Annotated in this window: 19 protein-coding genes; 1 reads left to right on the top strand and 18 read right to left on the bottom strand. The window is 42.7% G+C overall.

Going from position 1 to position 16,953, the window contains the following annotated elements:
- Positions 1-75 precede the first annotated feature (75 nt).
- The 7 genes from ACIY14_RS00200 to budA all read right to left on the bottom strand — a co-directional run bounded on the left by ACIY14_RS00200 (position 76) and on the right by budA (position 6,524).
- Positions 76-1,146 carry an ABC transporter substrate-binding protein gene (locus ACIY14_RS00200; RefSeq protein WP_409001099.1) on the bottom strand — a complete coding sequence of 357 codons (1,071 nt, stop codon included), beginning with the start codon at positions 1,144-1,146 and terminating at the stop codon, positions 76-78.
- A complete protein-coding gene (locus ACIY14_RS00195; RefSeq protein WP_409001098.1) occupies positions 1,143-1,916 on the bottom strand; it encodes an ABC transporter permease in 774 nt (257 codons plus the stop codon). The genes ACIY14_RS00200 and ACIY14_RS00195 overlap by 4 nt, the downstream gene beginning before the upstream one ends.
- Positions 1,913-2,719 (bottom strand): ABC transporter permease, encoded by an 807-nt coding sequence (locus ACIY14_RS00190; protein ID WP_000754121.1) that lies wholly within the window; start codon positions 2,717-2,719, stop codon positions 1,913-1,915. Before ACIY14_RS00190 ends, ACIY14_RS00195 begins: the two co-directional genes overlap by 4 nt.
- Positions 2,700-3,857 carry an ABC transporter ATP-binding protein gene (locus tag ACIY14_RS00185; protein ID WP_409001097.1) on the bottom strand — a complete coding sequence of 386 codons (1,158 nt, stop codon included), beginning with the start codon at positions 3,855-3,857 and terminating at the stop codon, positions 2,700-2,702. Before ACIY14_RS00185 ends, ACIY14_RS00190 begins: the two co-directional genes overlap by 20 nt.
- A 158-nt stretch (positions 3,858-4,015) precedes the next feature.
- On the bottom strand, positions 4,016-4,921 hold the full coding sequence (murB, locus tag ACIY14_RS00180; protein WP_409001096.1) for a UDP-N-acetylmuramate dehydrogenase: 906 nt from the start codon (positions 4,919-4,921) through the stop codon (positions 4,016-4,018).
- Positions 4,922-5,030: 109 nt separating this feature from the next.
- Entirely contained in the window at positions 5,031-5,783 is a 753-nt protein-coding gene (locus tag ACIY14_RS00175) for a YhfC family intramembrane metalloprotease (protein ID WP_409001095.1), read from the bottom strand.
- A 9-nt stretch (positions 5,784-5,792) separates the two neighbouring features.
- On the bottom strand, positions 5,793-6,524 hold the full coding sequence (gene budA, locus ACIY14_RS00170; RefSeq protein ID WP_409001094.1) for an acetolactate decarboxylase: 732 nt from the start codon (positions 6,522-6,524) through the stop codon (positions 5,793-5,795).
- 145 nt (positions 6,525-6,669) lie between these two features.
- Here budA and ACIY14_RS00165 point away from each other — a divergent pair, with 145 nt between their 5' ends.
- Entirely contained in the window at positions 6,670-7,941 is a 1,272-nt protein-coding gene (locus ACIY14_RS00165; RefSeq protein WP_409001093.1) for a PLP-dependent aminotransferase family protein, read from the top strand.
- A 20-nt stretch (positions 7,942-7,961) separates the two neighbouring features.
- On the opposite strand, the gene ACIY14_RS00160 is transcribed toward ACIY14_RS00165, so the two are convergent.
- The 11 genes from ACIY14_RS00160 to ACIY14_RS00110 all read right to left on the bottom strand — a co-directional run bounded on the left by ACIY14_RS00160 (position 7,962) and on the right by ACIY14_RS00110 (position 16,813).
- Positions 7,962-8,777 (bottom strand): ABC transporter substrate-binding protein, encoded by an 816-nt coding sequence (locus ACIY14_RS00160; protein WP_409001092.1) that lies wholly within the window; start codon positions 8,775-8,777, stop codon positions 7,962-7,964.
- Between the two features lie 157 nt (positions 8,778-8,934).
- Entirely contained in the window at positions 8,935-9,588 is a 654-nt protein-coding gene (gene phoU / locus ACIY14_RS00155; protein WP_000946477.1) for a phosphate signaling complex protein PhoU, read from the bottom strand.
- An 11-nt stretch (positions 9,589-9,599) separates the two neighbouring features.
- Positions 9,600-10,358: a phosphate ABC transporter ATP-binding protein PstB gene (gene pstB / locus ACIY14_RS00150; protein WP_409001091.1), complete on the bottom strand. Its 759-nt coding sequence runs from the start codon at positions 10,356-10,358 to the stop codon at positions 9,600-9,602.
- Positions 10,359-10,370: 12 nt separating this feature from the next.
- Positions 10,371-11,174 carry a phosphate ABC transporter ATP-binding protein PstB gene (gene pstB, locus ACIY14_RS00145; RefSeq protein WP_009730331.1) on the bottom strand — a complete coding sequence of 268 codons (804 nt, stop codon included), beginning with the start codon at positions 11,172-11,174 and terminating at the stop codon, positions 10,371-10,373.
- A 10-nt stretch (positions 11,175-11,184) separates the two neighbouring features.
- The gene (gene pstA, locus ACIY14_RS00140) at positions 11,185-12,069 is read right to left on the bottom strand and encodes a phosphate ABC transporter permease PstA (protein ID WP_409001090.1); all 885 of its coding nucleotides are present in this window, start codon (positions 12,067-12,069) and stop codon (positions 11,185-11,187) included.
- Positions 12,059-12,976, bottom strand: coding sequence for a phosphate ABC transporter permease subunit PstC (gene pstC, locus ACIY14_RS00135; protein ID WP_001070950.1), 918 nt, complete (start codon positions 12,974-12,976; stop codon positions 12,059-12,061). Before pstC ends, pstA begins: the two co-directional genes overlap by 11 nt.
- Positions 12,976-13,854, bottom strand: a complete 879-nt coding sequence (locus ACIY14_RS00130) for a phosphate ABC transporter substrate-binding protein PstS (RefSeq protein WP_409001089.1) — start codon at positions 13,852-13,854, stop codon at positions 12,976-12,978. Before ACIY14_RS00130 ends, pstC begins: the two co-directional genes overlap by 1 nt.
- A gap of 210 nt (positions 13,855-14,064) precedes the next feature.
- Entirely contained in the window at positions 14,065-15,369 is a 1,305-nt protein-coding gene (locus tag ACIY14_RS00125; protein ID WP_409001088.1) for an RsmF rRNA methyltransferase first C-terminal domain-containing protein, read from the bottom strand.
- Positions 15,370-16,143, bottom strand: coding sequence for an inositol monophosphatase family protein (locus tag ACIY14_RS00120; protein WP_409001087.1), 774 nt, complete (start codon positions 16,141-16,143; stop codon positions 15,370-15,372).
- Positions 16,133-16,411, bottom strand: a complete 279-nt coding sequence (locus ACIY14_RS00115) for a UPF0223 family protein (protein ID WP_001041959.1) — start codon at positions 16,409-16,411, stop codon at positions 16,133-16,135. Before ACIY14_RS00115 ends, ACIY14_RS00120 begins: the two co-directional genes overlap by 11 nt.
- Positions 16,412-16,813, bottom strand: a complete 402-nt coding sequence (locus ACIY14_RS00110; RefSeq protein ID WP_000631261.1) for a Spx/MgsR family RNA polymerase-binding regulatory protein — start codon at positions 16,811-16,813, stop codon at positions 16,412-16,414.
- Positions 16,814-16,953: the final 140 nt, after the last annotated feature.

The raw sequence follows: 16,953 nt of genomic DNA, 5'->3' as shown, positions 1-16,953 counted from the left end.
GAAACTTTTCTTGTTACTAATAGCTAGGTTTTATTTTAGTTTAATTAAAATTTCTTTCCGACAACTGGAAATCTTCTACTTCCGATACATTTTAAACTGTAGGAAGAGATCGCTATATTTGCCTGTCCATTTATGGTCAAATTTCTCATAAACTTCTAGGTTTTTCATGGTATCAGCGTCTGGATAGAAGGACTTGTCTTCTTTGGTCTCCTCTGGGAGCAGTTCCTTGGCTGTGTTATTTGGTGTTGCATAGCCTACATACTCAGCATTTTTCAGAGCATTGTCGGGTTTCAACATAAAGTTGATAAAGGCATAGGCTGCATCTTGGTTTTTAACAGTTTTTGGAATGACCATGTTGTCAAACCAGAGATTGCTGGCCTCAGTCGGAACAACATACTTGAGATTAGGATTTTTCTCCAACATCTGGCTGGCTTCCCCAGAGAAGGTGACACCGATGGCAGCATTGTTCTGAATCATGTAACCCTTCATCTCGTCCGCCACAATAGCCTTGATATTTGGAGTCAGTTTGTAGAGTTTGTCTACCGTTTCTTCCAACTGCTGTGGATCCTTTGAGTTGAGGCTGTAACCGAGCGAGTTAAGCCCGAGTCCCAGCACCTCACGTGCCCCATCAAAGAGCATGATGGAATCCTTATACTCTGGCTTCCAGAGATCATCCCAATGCTCAGGAGCCTCCTCTACCATGGTTTCGTTGTAGACAATTCCCAAGGTACCCCAGAAATAAGGAATGGAGAATTTATTGCCTGGATCAAAAGACTGGTTGAGGAACTCTGGTCCGATATTTTCGATTCCTTCAATTTTTGAATAATCAAGAGGAACCAAAAGGTCTTCGTCCTTCATCTTGTTGATCATATACTCACTAGGAATGGCAATATCGTAGGTTGTTCCACCTTGCTTGATCTTGGTATACATAGCTTCGTTGGAGTCAAAGGTTTCATACTGGACTTGGATCCCTGTTTCTTCTGTGAATTGCTCCAAGAGTTCGGGATCAATGTAGTCCCCCCAGTTGTAGATAACCAGTTTTTGACTATCTCGACTATTGATTTTACTATCTAGATGAGTCGCAATCCCCCATAAGACAAGGATAATCGCTACAATTCCTGCTAAAAATGAATAGAGTTTTTTCATGCTTGCTCCTCCTTCTCACGTGAGATAAAGTAATAACCTACAACTAGGATAATACTAAAGAGAAAGACAAGGGCAGACAGGGCATTGATTTCTAGGGAAATCCCCTTACGAGCACGAGAGTAAATCTCAACGGATAGGGTTGAAAAGCCATTTCCCGTCACAAAGAAGGTCACGGCAAAGTCATCTAGCGAATAGGTGAAGGCCATGAAATAACCTGCAATGATAGACGGAGTCAGGTAAGGAAGCATGATTTCCTTGAACATCTGAAACTGGCTGGCACCAAGGTCATAAGCCGCATGAATCATGTCATCATTCATCTCCTTGAGACGAGGCAAGACCATCAAGACTACGATAGGAATGGAAAAGGCCACGTGACTAGATAGAACCGTCAAGAATCCAAGTGAAAACTTAAGCTGTGTAAAGAGAATCAAGAAGCTGGCACCAATCATAACGTCAGGCGCAACCATCAAAATATTATTAAGAGATAGAAAGGCTTCTTGGTATTTCTTACGAGACTGATAGATATAAATGGCACCGAAAGTCCCGATAATGGTTGCAATCAAGGCTGATAGAAAGGCCAAGAAAAAGGTTTGGGTGAGGATCAACATGAGACGACCATCACCAAACATGGTTTTAAAATGGCTCAAGCTAAAACCAGTAAAGCTGTTCATATCATCGCCAGCATTAAAGGCATAGCCAATCAAGTAAAAAATTGGCAAGTAAAGGATGATAAAGACAAAGGGTAGGTAGAGATTGGCAAATTTTTTCATCGTTCTCTCCTTTCCTTGGTCACCCACATGGTGAGAAACATGGTCAGGATGAGAATCACACCGATGGTTGAACCCATACCGTAGTTGTCATTGGTCAGGAAGTTCTGCTCAATGGCCGTCCCGAGGGTGATAACGCGGTTCCCACCAATTAAACGTGTCAGCATGAAAAGACTCAAACTTGGGATAAAGACGGACTGAACTCCACTTCTCACCCCATTCATAGACAGAGGGAAGATGACATGGCGGAAGGTCTCCCACTTGGTCGCACCGAGGTCGTAACTAGCATTAATGAGATTGTTATCCATATCGTCCAAGACATTGAAAATGGGCAAAATCATAAAAGGAAGCTCGATGTAGCTTGCGACAAAGATAAAGGAGAAATCAGTAAAGAGCAACTGTTGCGAACCAATTCCGATGAATTCCAAGAATTGGTTAATAGAACCATTTTGACCAAAAATCCCGATAAAGGCATAAGCCTTAAGGAGTAGGTTAATCCATGTAGGAAGGATAATCAACATGAGCCAGAGTTGACGGTGTTTGAGACGAGTCAAAAAGAGAGCTGTCGGATAACTAATGAGAAGCGTCACCATAGTCACAATCCCTGCATAAAGCACAGAGTTGAAGCTCATTTTAAGGTAGGTCAGGTTTTGTGACGCAAAGTAAGATTTATAGTTTTCTAAACTAAACTGCCCTTCAATGTTGAAAAAGGATTGACCGAAAATCAAGACCAAGGGTGCAAGAACAAAGAGGGCAATCCAAAGCATGTAGGGCACTACAAAGAGTTTAGAGGTTGTTTTCTTCATCTCTTTCCTCCTCGATCGCGTTAATCAGACCTGCTTCTTGCTCTTCGATTTCTACGTATTCTTCGATACGAGCATCGAACTCTTCTTCAGTTTCATTGAGACGCATGATGTGGATGTCTTCTGGTTCAAAGTCCAGACCGATTTCCTCACCCACAATGGCCTTACGAGTCGAGTGGATCATCCATTCATTGCCAAGTTCGTCATAGGCGATAATCTCGTAGTGAACCCCACGGAAAAGTTGGGTATCAACCTTAACTTGGAGCTTGCCTTCTTCAGGAAGAGTGATACGCAAGTCCTCTGGACGAATAACGACTTCGACAGGCTCGTTTGGCTTCATCCCACCATCGACCGCTTCAAAGCGTTTGCCGTTAAACTCGACCAAGTAGTCCTCAATCATAGTTCCTGGCAAGATGTTGGACTCACCGATAAAGGTAGCAACAAAATGGTTGATTGGCTCATCATAGATATCTACAGGTGTTCCTGATTGGACAATCTCGCCATCATTCATAACGAAAATCCAGTCACTCATAGCCAGGGCTTCCTCCTGATCGTGAGTGACAAAGACAAAGGTAATCCCCAATCGTTGTTGCAGTTCACGCAGTTCGTACTGCATGTCTGTCCGCAATTTTAAGTCCAGCGCTGACAAGGGCTCATCCAACAAAACCACACGAGGTTGGTTGATGATGGCACGGGCGATAGCCACACGCTGACGTTGTCCTCCAGAAAGTTTACGGATGGAACGTTTTTCATAACCTTCCAACTGAACCATCTTGAGAACTTCCGCTACACGTTGCTCGATTTCTTTCTTGTCAATCTTACGCAAGCGGAGTGGAAAGGCAACATTTTCAAACACATTCATATGTGGAAACAAGGCATAGGATTGGAAGACTGTATGGACGTCTCGCTTGTTGGTTGGGATGTCGTTGATCCGTACCCCATCCAGAAAAATATCTCCTGTCGTCGCATCCAGTAAACCTGCAATGATGTTCAGGATGGTTGATTTCCCTGAACCTGATGCACCTAGTAGGGTATAGAACTTTCCTTCTTCCAACTCAAAGTTAATGTCTTTGAGAACCTTGGTGTTGCTGTCTTCAAAAACTTTAGAGACGTTTTTGAATTCAATAATTGGTTTTTTCAATTGTCATAAATTCCTTCTTTTTCATAAATTAACAGATCAGGGCTCTGTCAGGCCACTACTACCTCGTGTAGGAGATTGAACTGCCTACATGCATCTTCGCTAACGATAGGCTTTCACCCCCTTTCCATTGACATAGTAGCAGCTTTTCTGTCTAAATTTTACTCTTTCTCACCCAAGATTCGGACTTCTCTCTCAAGGGTGACACCTGAGTGTTCCTTGACTTTTTCAATAACAGATTGGATCAAGTCCTCATAGTCTTTCGCCGTTCCGTCAGCAACATTGATCATGAAACCAGCGTGCTTTTCAGACACTTCAACACCACCGATACGATAGCCTTTCAATCCAGCTTCTGAAATTAACTGACCTGCAAAATGACCAACAGGACGCTTAAAGACCGAACCACAAGATGGGTATTCTAGAGGTTGTTTGAGTTCACGTAGGTGCGTTAAGCGGTCCATTTCTTGCTTGATAACCTGATGATTCCCTGGAGATAGGGCAAATTTAGCTGACAAAACAACAGCTCCAGAATCTTGAACAGCTGAATGACGGTAACCAAAAGCCAATTCCTTGGCAGATAAGGTCTCAATCTCCCCTTCCTTGGTCAAAATTTGACAAGACTGCAAGATATGGGCAATCTCTCCTCCATAGGCACCCGCATTCATAAAGACCGCACCGCCGACGCTCCCTGGAATGCCACAAGCAAACTCGAATCCAGTCAAACTATGACGGAGGGCAATACGTGTCGTTTCAATCAAGTTGGCCCCAGCTTCCGCTTCAATGGTATAGCCATCAACTGAAATGTTATTGAGCTTGTCACACAAGATGACAAATCCACGAATTCCACCGTCACGAACGATGATATTGCTGGCATTCCCTAGCACCATCCAAGGAATACTCTCCTGATTGGCAAATTGAACGACACGCGCCATCTCATAGCGATTCCGCGGCAAAACCAGATAATCCGCTCGTCCCCCTACCTTAGTGTAGGTATAGAGCTTCAATGGTTCCTTAAAACGAATATCAATTCCTTCTAATTGTTCTTGTATTCTAGTTACTAATGTCATATCTCTCATCCTTTTGTAAAGTGATTTCATTATACCATTTTTAAAGATTTTTGACGACTGGAAATTTCTGTATCCAATCTTCACATAAAAAAAGAGGTCACCCCTCTTTTTATGATTTTTTCCAAAATGTAGATTTTGTCAGCCAGACAAGAGCTATAAGTTCTGCGAGAAGGATGATCTCAACTAGAAGAGGATTTGTAATCCATCCCACTTGAGATAAGGCTGGAGCTAAGTCAAACAAAGCATGCAAACCATAGGCAGCAACGAGATAGATCCATTTCTTTTGGATGACACTTTGGTAAACCCAGACAGTAAGGCTAATTTGGAGAACCAGAGCAAGGACACGCTCAACTCCTAGTAGATAGATCTGCCATGCTGATAGAGACTGAACTGTTTCTAATGTACTTTTCGTAAGAAGATTCGCCGCATCAGAGTTTGAAGATTGTAGGAGTGAAAAGAGGATCAAAAGGCTAATCAAACTTCCCATTCCAAGATAGAGCATCTCCAAGCCCCCATGTCCTAAGCCATAAGCCCAAGCATCTCTATCTTCCAACTTTCTCTTTTTCTCCAACCATTTAAAAAAGATAAAACGGGCCGTCTCTTCAAAGAGGGCTGCCATAGCGATCCCATAAAGGACGTATAAGAAAGGATGCTCCTGCGCGAGTAAAATGGTTCCGTCTTTTTGCGGATGAAGTACCAGAAGGTGAACCATCTTCTCTAACACTTGAGAAGAAACAAAAAATGCGATTGCCCCCAAGCCCATCACTGCAAGAGAAATCTTAAAGCGTTTTTTGGCATACCAAGTCCCACCTACTAGGACTAACACCAAAGCGATCATAGTGAGGATAATATGTAGTCTCATTTTTTTCTCCTATTCTGACTTGTCAATGTCTTTCTTCATCTCGTCAACGTTAAATTTAGCAAATAAATACTGGCGATCTTGGACTGGAAAACGTTGGTCCAACTGATCAACTGCCCCAACCTCAATCATTCCTTCTTTGATAACAAAGTCCATCACATGCCCACCGAAGGTCAAATCATCTGAGATAAAGTGCAAATGGTAGCCTGCCACACTCACCCCATGGAAAATCTCCGGTGTCCAAAATCCAACGATGGTTCCCGATACATTTTCACGGCTATATTCAGGCTGATGGGTGGCAACCTCAGCAAACTTGGTATCAGGTGTGGATTTAGGAATCATCCGCACATGCATTTGTGAAAATTCGCCATGAATCTTGATGGAACGGAAGAGATTCTCCCCATCATAGTAGGACTCAATCCGCTTTTCTAATTCCTTGTCCGTCATCTCAAAGCGTTGGCGGAAAATCACTTCTGCCTGATGAGGAACCACTGCCGCATAAGGGATAAGGGCATCAAGTGCAACTTCTACAATTTCAGGTTGTTCCCCTGAACCTTTTGCTTGATAAGCCTTGCCATCAAGGACAATCAACTCCCCATCAATCGAATCAAGGGTTCCCAAACCAAGGTCACCATGTTCCAGCAATTCTCCTACTGTCATGGTTCCACCATAGAGACCAGCCATTAGGGCACCTAGAGTATTGTATTGAAATAATTTAACCGGTTCCTGCACTTTTCTATCCATTCTCTTTCTTATCTTTTATTCAATGAATCATCATACTTTCTAAGTATACCACATTTGCTCCTAGTTGTGAAAGGGAGAAATGCTTTTCCCATTGCAAAGGAGGCAAAAAAAAGGTACAATGTAACAAAATCAAGGGAGGTCTGGAATGAAGAAAGAAAGTAAATACCAAGCAGTCGTTTCCTTTCTCAAAAAAGGTATCGAATCAGGAAAATTTCCAACAGGTAGCCGGCTTCCCTCTATCCGCCAACTGAGCCAAGATTTCCACTGTAGCAAGGACACTGTCCAACGAGCCCTGCTGGAATTACGCCATGCACAATACCTCTATGCCAAACCCCAAAGTGGCTACTATGTTCTAGAACAAGGACAGCACCAAGACTTGGAAATTGAAGTCACTGACGAGCATGCTAGTGCCTATGACGACTTCCGACTCTGCGTCAACGAAACCCTAATAGGCCGAGAAAACTACCTCTTCAACTACTATGACAACCAAGAAGGCCTTGAGGAACTCAGACAATCTGTCCATCAACTCCTCTTTGACCAAGCCCTCTACTGTAAACCCGACCAACTGGTTCTAACATCTGGTACCCAGCAAGCTCTCTTTATCCTTTCTCAGATTGACTTCCCAAGCAAGGGAGAGGATATTTTGGTCGAACAACCGACCTACCACCGAATGAACCGCCTCTTGGTCGCTCAGGGATTAGCCTACCAGACCATTGAACGCCGTATTGATGGCATTGACCTGGAAGAACTGGAACAACAGTTTAAATCTGGGAAAATTAAGTTTTTCTATACCATACCTCGCTTCCACTATCCTCTTGGCCATTCCTATTCTGATCAGGAAAAAAGAGCTATTCTAGATCTAGCAAACCAGTATGGTGTTTACATCGTAGAGGATGACTATCTAGGAGATTTAGACCCTAAAAAAGGGCAGACCTTCCACTATCTGGATACTGAGGATCGGGTCATTTATATCAAGTCCTTCTCAACCAGCCTCTTTCCAGCCCTTCGTATCACAGCTCTCATTCTCCCAAATGCCCTAAAAAAGGCCTTTGTTTCCTACAAAAATATCCTGGACTATGACAGCAATCTCATCATGCAAAAGGCACTCTCTCTTTACATCGATAGCCAGTTATTTGAAAAAAATCGACTGGCCAGACTGACCCTTCAAGAGAACTATCAGACTCAGATAAAGAAAGTGCTTGAAGAAAACACCTGTCCCTTGCTCCACTATCCTCTACATGATGGTCTTTTGCTTGATTTGAGAGACTATCCTAAAATCACCAGTTTAAAACACAGCTCACTCAAACTAGACTTTTTTGAGAAGGCTTATTTGGACGCCTGTCCTTATCAGTTTGCCAAAGTCTCTCTCGAAAATCTAGAAGAGTTATTAGAATACATAAAAGCAGAATTGGATTAAAGTCCAACTCTGCTCTTTTCTTATTGTTCAACTTCTGTTAGTTTCGCTGCTTTTTCTAGATAGCTTTGATAGGTTCCGTCATCTTTTAGTTTTTGGATAACCTTATCGACTACTGCTTTCAGGTCTGATTGATTCTTCTTGATAGCAACAGCATTGGCTTCGCCATCTTTCATTGTCAAATTAACAGTTGCAACGGCAAGATCTGAGTTTTTACCTGCGTAGCTAAGAGCAACTGGTTCATCCATATGAACAGCATCCACTTTTCCAGCCTGCAATTCATTAACTGCTTCCCCCATATTGGTCAAGGATGTCAACTGGGCATTTGGCAATTGTTCCTTCACCATAGTTTCTGGCACAGTTCCCTTTTGAGCTGCGATATTCGCACTTGCGAGGCTTGAAAGATCCTTGTACTTGTCTAAATCGGATTTTCTCACCAAGAAACTCATTTTGTTTTCATAGTAAGGGATTGAAAAGTCAAAGACTTCCTTTCTCTCATCTGTAGCACTAATTCCTGCAATGGCTAAGTCAGCCTTTCCAGTTTGAAGGCTGGTCAAAACATTGTCAAAACTCATGCTAGAGACTTCAAGTTTAACCCCAAGCTCATCCGCAATCGCTTGAGCCATATCAATATCTGCCCCAACCACTTGGTTTTTACCATCTACCAAGGATTGGAATTCAAATGGTGCATAGTCTGGGCTGGTCGCAACGACTAGCTTTCCTTTTTGTTTAATAGCGTCCACAGCAGACTGAGAACTATCCGTACTGGATTGACAAGCTACTAAAATCACGCTAGCAAGCATGCTACACACAACTAATATCCATTTCTTAAATTTCATAAATAAACGACCTTTCTGTTATTTATGAATAATTATAACTCTTTTAAAAATAGTTGTCAACCCTTTTAGAGATTTTGACTGCAAAACAATTCTTTTCATAAAAAAGAAGACTGATTTATCACAATCAGCCTTTTGTTCTGTATATTTAAACCGTTTCTTATAGTTCGACAATCTTACCTGTTTCAAAGTAAACAACCCATTCACAGATATTTTTAGCGTAGTCTCCGATACGTTCCAAGAAGGAAATTACCTGGAAGTAATCACGGCCTGTAACGATGGCTTCAGGATGTTTCCTAATCTCCTCTGTAGTAAGATCACGAATACTATCAAAGTAATGGTTGATTTTTTCGTCCATAGCCGCTACTTCATAGGCTTGATCCACAGAACCATTCAGGTAAAGTTCGAGAGCAGATTCAACGAAGTTTTTCACATCGCGCCCCATTTTTTTGATTTCTTCTTCAACGGCAGGGATGCGTTGTTCCCCCTTCATACGAATAGTTGCTTTTGCGATTGACACTGCATGGTCTCCCATGCGTTCCAGGTCTGATACTGCCTTGAGAACGGTCAATACAGTACGGAGGTCTTGAGAAACAGGTTGTTGAAGCGCGATCATTTCAAATGATTTCTTTTCAAGTTTCACTTCATATCCATTTACTTCTGCATCTTCCTCAATAACTTCTTTTGCCAAATCACGGTCATGTGTGACAAAGGCACGCACTGTACGATTGATTTGTGAGAGCACTTCTTGTCCCATGGCATAGAACTGGTTGTGCAATTTCTCCAAATCTTCTTCAAATTGAGATCGTAACATCATTCAACTCCTTATCCAAATTTTCCTGTAATATAATCTTCTGTTTCCTTGTTTTGTGGGTCTAGGAACATTTTCTTAGTATCGTTAAACTCGATCAAATCCCCATCTAGGAAAAATCCTGTTTTATCAGAGATACGAGAGGCCTGTTGCATCGAACGCGTTACCAAGAGCATGGTGTATTTATCTTTCAGACCATACAAGGTTTCCTCAATCTTACCAGCCGAGATAGGATCCAAAGCTGAAGTTGGTTCATCCAAGAGAATAATCTTAGGACTGGTTGCTAAGACACGAGCAACACAAACACGTTGTTGTTGTCCACCTGAGAGACCAATGGCTGAATCATGCAAGCGATCCTTGACCTCATCCCAAATAGAAGCGCGTTGCAAAGCTTTTTCCACCGCTTCATCCAAAACATGTTTATCCCTGACTCCATTGATACGTAGGCCGTAGACAACATTTTCATAGATAGACATAGGGAAAGGATTGGGCTGTTGGAAAACCATGCCGATTTCCTTACGCAATTCAACCGTATCGGTACGGGGACTGTATATATTGTGACCATTATAGACCACTGATCCAGTTGTTGTCACCTCAGGGTTTAAATCTCCCATGCGGTTGATGGCCTTGAGAAGAGTTGACTTCCCAGATCCAGAAGGACCAATGAGGGCAGTTATTTCCTTGGGTTGGAAAGAAAGGGAAACACTATTCAAAGCCTTCTTTTTATTGTAATAAACGGACAGGTCTGACACCTGTAAAATTGCTTCTGACATACCGTTTCCTTTCTAACCAAAGTGTCCTGTTACATAGTCATTGGTTGACTGCAACTTAGCATTTTGGAAAATATTGGATGTCTTATCATACTCAATCAAATCACCCAGGTAGAAAAATCCTGTGTAGTCACTTGCACGCGCAGCCTGTTGCATACTGTGGGTAACGATGATGATGGTAAAGTCTTTCTTCAATTCCAACATGGTTTCTTCCAGCTGGGCTGTCGCAATTGGATCCAAGGCTGACGCTGGCTCATCCATCAAGAGGATATCTGGCTTGACAGAGATGGCGCGAGCGATACAGAGACGTTGCTGTTGACCACCAGAAAGCATCAAGGCTGACTTGTGCAAATCGTCTTTGACCTGGTCCCAAAGGGCAGCCTGACGTAGAGAGGTTTCGACAATTTCATCCAAGACTTTCTTATCCTTGACTCCTGCACGTTCATGAGCAAAAGTGATGTTGCGGTAAATAGACTTGGCAAATGGATTTGGACGTTGGAAGACCATTCCGATATGCTTGCGCATCTCATAGACATTGATTTCTGGACGGTTGACGTCAATCCCTTGGTAGAGGATTTGACCTGTGACCTTGGCAATATCAATGGTATCATTCATCCGATTGAGACTGCGAAGGTAGGTAGATTTCCCAGATCCGGAAGGACCAATCAAGGCCGTTATTTTATTTCTTTCAAATTGCATATCGATGCCCTTGATGGATTCATTTTTACCGTAGTAAACATGTAAATCCTTGGTAGAGAGGGCCACTTTTTCTTCAGGGAAGGTGATGATATGCTTTTCATCCCAGTTATATTTTGACATGGCTTCTCCTTTAGGCAGCGGTTAATTTCTTGTGTAGATAGCTTCCGAGTTTGCGTGCTCCAAAGTTAAAAATCAAGATAAAGATGAGGAGCACAGCGGCAGAACCAGCAGATACAATGGTAGCATCAGGAATGGTTCCTTCACTGTTGACCTTCCAAATGTGGACAGCCAAGGTTTCTGCTTGACGGAAGATTGAGATGGGGCTGGTAACACTGAGGATATTCCAGTTAGACCAGTCAAGGGCTGGAGCGGATTGTCCTGCCGTATAGATAAGAGCGGCGGCCTCACCAAAGATACGGCCAGAGGCCAAGACAACACCCGTTACGATGCCTGGAAGGGCTTCTGGAATGACGACATGAACTACAGTCTCCCAACGAGAAATTCCAAGAGCTAAGCCAGCCTCACGTTGTGTATGGTGAACGTGTTTTAAACTGTCCTCAACATTTCGAGTCATCTGAGGGAGGTTAAAGACCGTCAAGGCCAAGGCACCTGAAATGATTGAAAATCCATACTCAAACTGGACTACAAAAATCAAGTAACCAAAGAGCCCCACAACGACCGACGGTAGAGAAGACAAAATTTCGATACAGGTACGGATAAAATTGGTCACAGGACCCTTTTTGGCATATTCAGCTAGGAAAATCCCCGCTCCCATGGATAAAGGAACAGAAATGATCAAGGTAATGACCAAAAGGAAGAAGGAATTGTAGAGCTGAATCCCGATACCCCCACCTGCTTGATAAGAGGATGATTTTCCAGTCAAGAAAGACCAAGAGATGTGCGGTAACCCTCTCACCAAGATATAGAGAATCAAGGATGCCAAGATGGCAACAATGATACCAGCGATGGTATAGAGGACAGCTGTTGCAAGTTTATCTAATTTCTTAGCGTGCATAGTTTTTCTTTCCTCTTTCTTTCGTAATCAACTTAATCACACTGTTAAAGGCCAAACTCATCAAGAGCAATACTAAGGCCAGTGACCAGAGAACGTTATTATCAACCGTTCCCATGACGGTATTTCCGATACCCATAGTCAAAACAGAAGTCAAAGTCGCAGCAGGTGTTGTTAGCGAGGTTGGGATAACTGCTGAGTTTCCGACAACCATCTGAATAGCAAGAGCTTCACCGAAGGCACGCGCCATTCCAAAGACCACTGCTGTGAAAATACCTGAACGTGCTGCTTTCAAGGTCACACGCCAGATGGTTTGCCAACGAGTGGCTCCCATAGCCAAACTAGCTTCACGGTAATGACGAGGAACAGCACGCAAGCTGTCTGTTGTCATAAAGGTTACAGTTGGTAGAATCATGACAAAAAGAACGAAAATCCCTGACAAGATTCCAAAACCAGTTCCACCAAAGATGCTACGAACAAAAGGCACCACAACTTGCAAACCGATAAATCCATAGACGACTGAAGGAATACCGACGAGAAGTTCAATGGCAGGTTGCAAGATTTTTGCACCCTTTGGTGAGACTTCTGTCATAAAGACTGCAGCTCCGATAGCGAAAGGAGTTGCGATGAGGGCTGATAAAATCGTCACAATAAAGGAACCCAAAATCATCGGAAGGGCACCAAATTGTTTTCCCGAAGGATTCCAAGTTTGTCCAAAGAGGAAATCAAAGATGTTCACTCCATTAACAAAGAAAGTCGACAAGCCTTTTTGCGCTACAAAAATCAAAATCATGGCCACAATGATAACAATCAAAGAAAGGCAAGTGAAGGTCAATCCTTTACCGAACTTCTCAAGACGAGAGTTCTTTGAAGGAGAGAGTAATTTTTTAGATAATTCTTCTTGATTCATTATTGACCTCCTTCTACTGCTGTAACGGTACCTGAAGCATCCTTTTGGACTTTCATTTCATTGATAGAGATATAGCCCATTCCCTTAACAATTCCATTTTGAGCTTCATCTGAGAGGATGAAATTCAGGAATTCAGCAGCTAACTCATTTGGCTGACCTAAGGTGTACATGTGCTCATAAGACCACAAAGGCCAATTGTTGGTTGTTACATTCTCAGACGTAGGCTCATACCCATTCAGTTTCATACTTTTCACTGAGTCATCTACATAGGCAAAGGCTAGGTAAGAAATAGCTCCGGGAGTTTGGGATACAATCGACTTGGCCATCCCGTTAGAGTCCTGTTCTTGGCTCTGCATTGCTGCTTGGCCATTCATAACCACACTGTCAAACGTCGCTCTTGAACCAGAACTTGCTGCTCGGTTGATGATTGAAATTGCCAGGTCTTTGCCACCAACTTCTTTCCAGTTGGTCACTTCACCTGTAAAGATTTTGCGAAGTTGCTCGGTTGTGAGATTTTCAACATCCACTTCCTTGTTTACAATCACAGCAAGACCAGCCACTGCAACCTTGTGGTCTACTAGTGCTGAAGCATCGATTCCTTCTTTTTCCTCTGCAAAGACGTCAGAGTTACCGATGTCTACTGCTCCAGACTGGACTTGGGAAAGTCCTGTACCTGATCCACCACCTTGAACATTGACTGTTTTTCCGATGTTTCTAGCACCAAATTCATCTGCTGCTGCTTCAACAAGAGGCTGAAGAGCAGTTGAACCAACAGCTGTTATGGATTCTCCACGATCAATCCAGCTAGCACATCCTGCTAGAGAACCTGCCATCAAAAGAGCTGCAAGAGACATGACGAGCTTTTTTCTTTTTTTCACTGTTTTTCTCCTTGAACATAATGATAAATGTTCTGATTTCTTCCGTTTGTCCTGATCATCCAGTTATCATCAATGATTGTCCCGCTTTATTTTATCTAGTCATTCTTAGGAGCGGACAATTCCATCGTATAATATAAGTAATAATGAAAGACTATCAGAAAAAACTCATACTTCCACTATAACATAGAATAGGCTCTTTGACTAGCTTTTTCACCTGAATCTGAGTCCTTTTGGATAATAATTTTTTAAAACATTTCCTGTTACCTTAGCAAAGCCTAATCCGTTTCCTTGAACTACAACTTGGTACCAGCCATTTGGTCGAGCTTCAGACAATTGAACAGTCTCGCCAGCCACATATTTCACAAAGTCCTCATCCTTGATTTCGACACTTTGTTTTACTAGACTTGGTTTCAAGGCTAAGCCGAGAGCGAAGCTTGGTTCGAAGCGTTTCTTCTTAAACGTCCCCAGATGGAGCCCATTTCGGGCAATTTTGAGTTTCCCTAGATCAGGTAGCATCTCTGGCAAGAGATAGAGTTGGTCTCCAAAAGTTTGTAGAAGGCCAGTTAGTGATATTTTGAGATGTTTTTGGGCAAACTCTTGCCACAAGTTCTGCTGTTCGCGACTGAGATTGGTCTTGCAGGGTTTGAATTTGGGTGCTGGATTTTCTCCCTTAAACTGCAAATGGGCAACAAACTGACCTTCTCCCTTAAAATGGTGAGGGTACATCCGAGCCGTTTCAGGAAGATCAATTCCTGCTACCATACCGTTCACATGCTCGACTGGAAGTAATTCAAAATCATAAGCATCTAGTAGCCAATGAACGATTTCTTCGTTTTCCTCTGGCGCCCAGGTACAGGTCGAATAAACCAGACGACCACCTTCAGCAAGCATGGTGACTGCATCTTCTAAAATCTCTCTTTGGAGGCTGGCACATTGGCTCGGATAGTCAAGACTCCAATAGCCCATGGCATCTGGCTGCTTACGAAACATCCCTTCACCTGAGCAAGGTGCATCAAGGACAATCACATCAAAGTAACCTTTAAAAACCTTGGCTAAGCGGTCAGCAGATTCATTGATCACGACAACATTTGTCGCTCCAAATCGCTCCATATTTTCCACTAAAATCTTAGCACGCTTGCTTGAAATTTCGTTGGAAACAAGGACTCCTTGATTAGCCAGATAAGCTGCTAGTTGAGTGGATTTGCCACCCGGTGCTGCTGCCAAGTCCAAGACCTTCATACCTGGAAGGGGTTGAGCTACCTGGGCCACCATTTGGGCTGCAGGCTCTTGTGAATAAACGAGACCCGTCACGTGCTCTGGTGACTTCCCTGAGACCTTACCATAATGTCCCCAAGGTGTATTTGGAATAGCATCCGCAAACGACAATTGACTTTCTTTTAAGGGATTAACCCGAAAAGCCGAAACCGCTTCCTGCTTAAAAGAGGCAAGAAAATCTCTTGCCTCATCTTCTAGTATCGCTTCATATTTTTCAACAAATCCTTCTGGAAATTGCATTTAGTTCTCTTTCCTTTCGTAGATATAAGACTGAATCTCTTCTTGCATCTCGATTGGCACCATCATGACAGGCTGACGTGTTTTAAAATCAGCGGGCTCACCCGATACCGTAAGAAGGCGATAACCCAGACTTTCCCCTAAAATACTAGCCGCAGCGTAATCCCATGGCTGCAAGTAGGTAATATAAGTCAGAAGACGACCCGATAAAACCTTGGCAAAACTAATGGCCGCACTACCATAGACACGGACTCCCAACGCTGCTCGGCCCAAATCTGCCAAGCCCCACTCATTGGTTTCAAACATACCTGAGTTACCAGCCACTAGAAATTCTTGAAGAGGTTTCTTTTTAAAAGTCGGTAAGGGCTCATTATTACAACAAGGAGGAAAGGCACCACCACCATGGTAACAATCCCCTTTCATGACATCATAAATGATACCAAATTTCCCAACCCCATTTTCAAAATAGGCCAACATAACTGCAAAATCTTCCTGCTGGGCAACAAAATTATTGGTACCGTCAATGGGATCAATCACCCAAACGGAACCTTGATCAACCGCAGCACGTAAACAGCCCTCTTCCGCGCAAATCAAATCCTCAGGATAGGTAGACTTGATCCAATCAACCAAGAGTTCTTGGACCTCCTTATCCAAACGCGTCACCAAGTCGGTAGGTGAAGACTTGCGCTCAACCTGCAAATCTTCTTTCATGTGAGCCAAAATATAGTCAGCAGCTTCCTGCACAATCTGTTTGGCAAATTCAAATTTAGTTTCCAAGAGAAATCTTCCCTTCTCTTTTTTCTTTTGCTAATTGAACTGCATGATAGAAGGAATAACCGCTAGCCGTCTCAAATTCGCGACCTAGGCGCTTTTCTTCACTTTTGCTCGGGACGACAGACTTAAATTCCTTATAGGAATCTAGCAGCTTTTTTGCTTCTACCTTATCTTCATAAGCAGCTTCAACATCATTAAAAAAAGAAAGCACTGAAGCAAGTTCTTCAGTGCTCCACGACAAATCTAGTGGGTAACTATACTGTTTGTTCATCTATCCTATACCAGCTCTCAATGTTGCTTCTTTCAATTCTTGTTTACGGTAACTACGAGGGAGAAAAGCACGAATCTCATCTTCATTAAAACCGATCTGCATGCGTTTGGTATCTATAATAATTGGGCGACGCAAAAGACTAGGATATTGCTCAATCAACTGAAGCAACTCCGATACCGAGATACTCTCTACATCAATATCCAATTTTTGAAAAATTTTTGAACGAGTTGAAATGATGTCATCAGTACCATTTTCGGTCAAGGAAAGAATATGTTGTAATTCTTTTCTTGTTAAAGGACTAGTCATAATATTATGCTCTTGAAAGGGCACTTTATGCGTCTCTAACCAAGCCTTTGCCTTACGACATGATGTACAACTCGGTGATAAAAATAGTGTAATCATGCTTTTCTCTTCTTTTGTCTATACTTGCTATTTCTATTATACAAAAAAATAAAGCGCTTGACTAGGTATTTTTAGAAAAAAAGCCTATTTTTTCATAGAAAATAGACTGTTTTCTGCAAAAATCTCCTGCCTTGCAAGTT

Source organism: Streptococcus sp. ST16 (assembly GCF_046098135.1).
In the GTDB taxonomy this organism is placed as follows: Bacteria; Bacillota; Bacilli; order Lactobacillales; family Streptococcaceae; genus Streptococcus.
The sequence above is the reverse complement of the archived record's forward strand: the minus strand, read 5'-3'. Positions and strand labels throughout refer to the sequence as shown.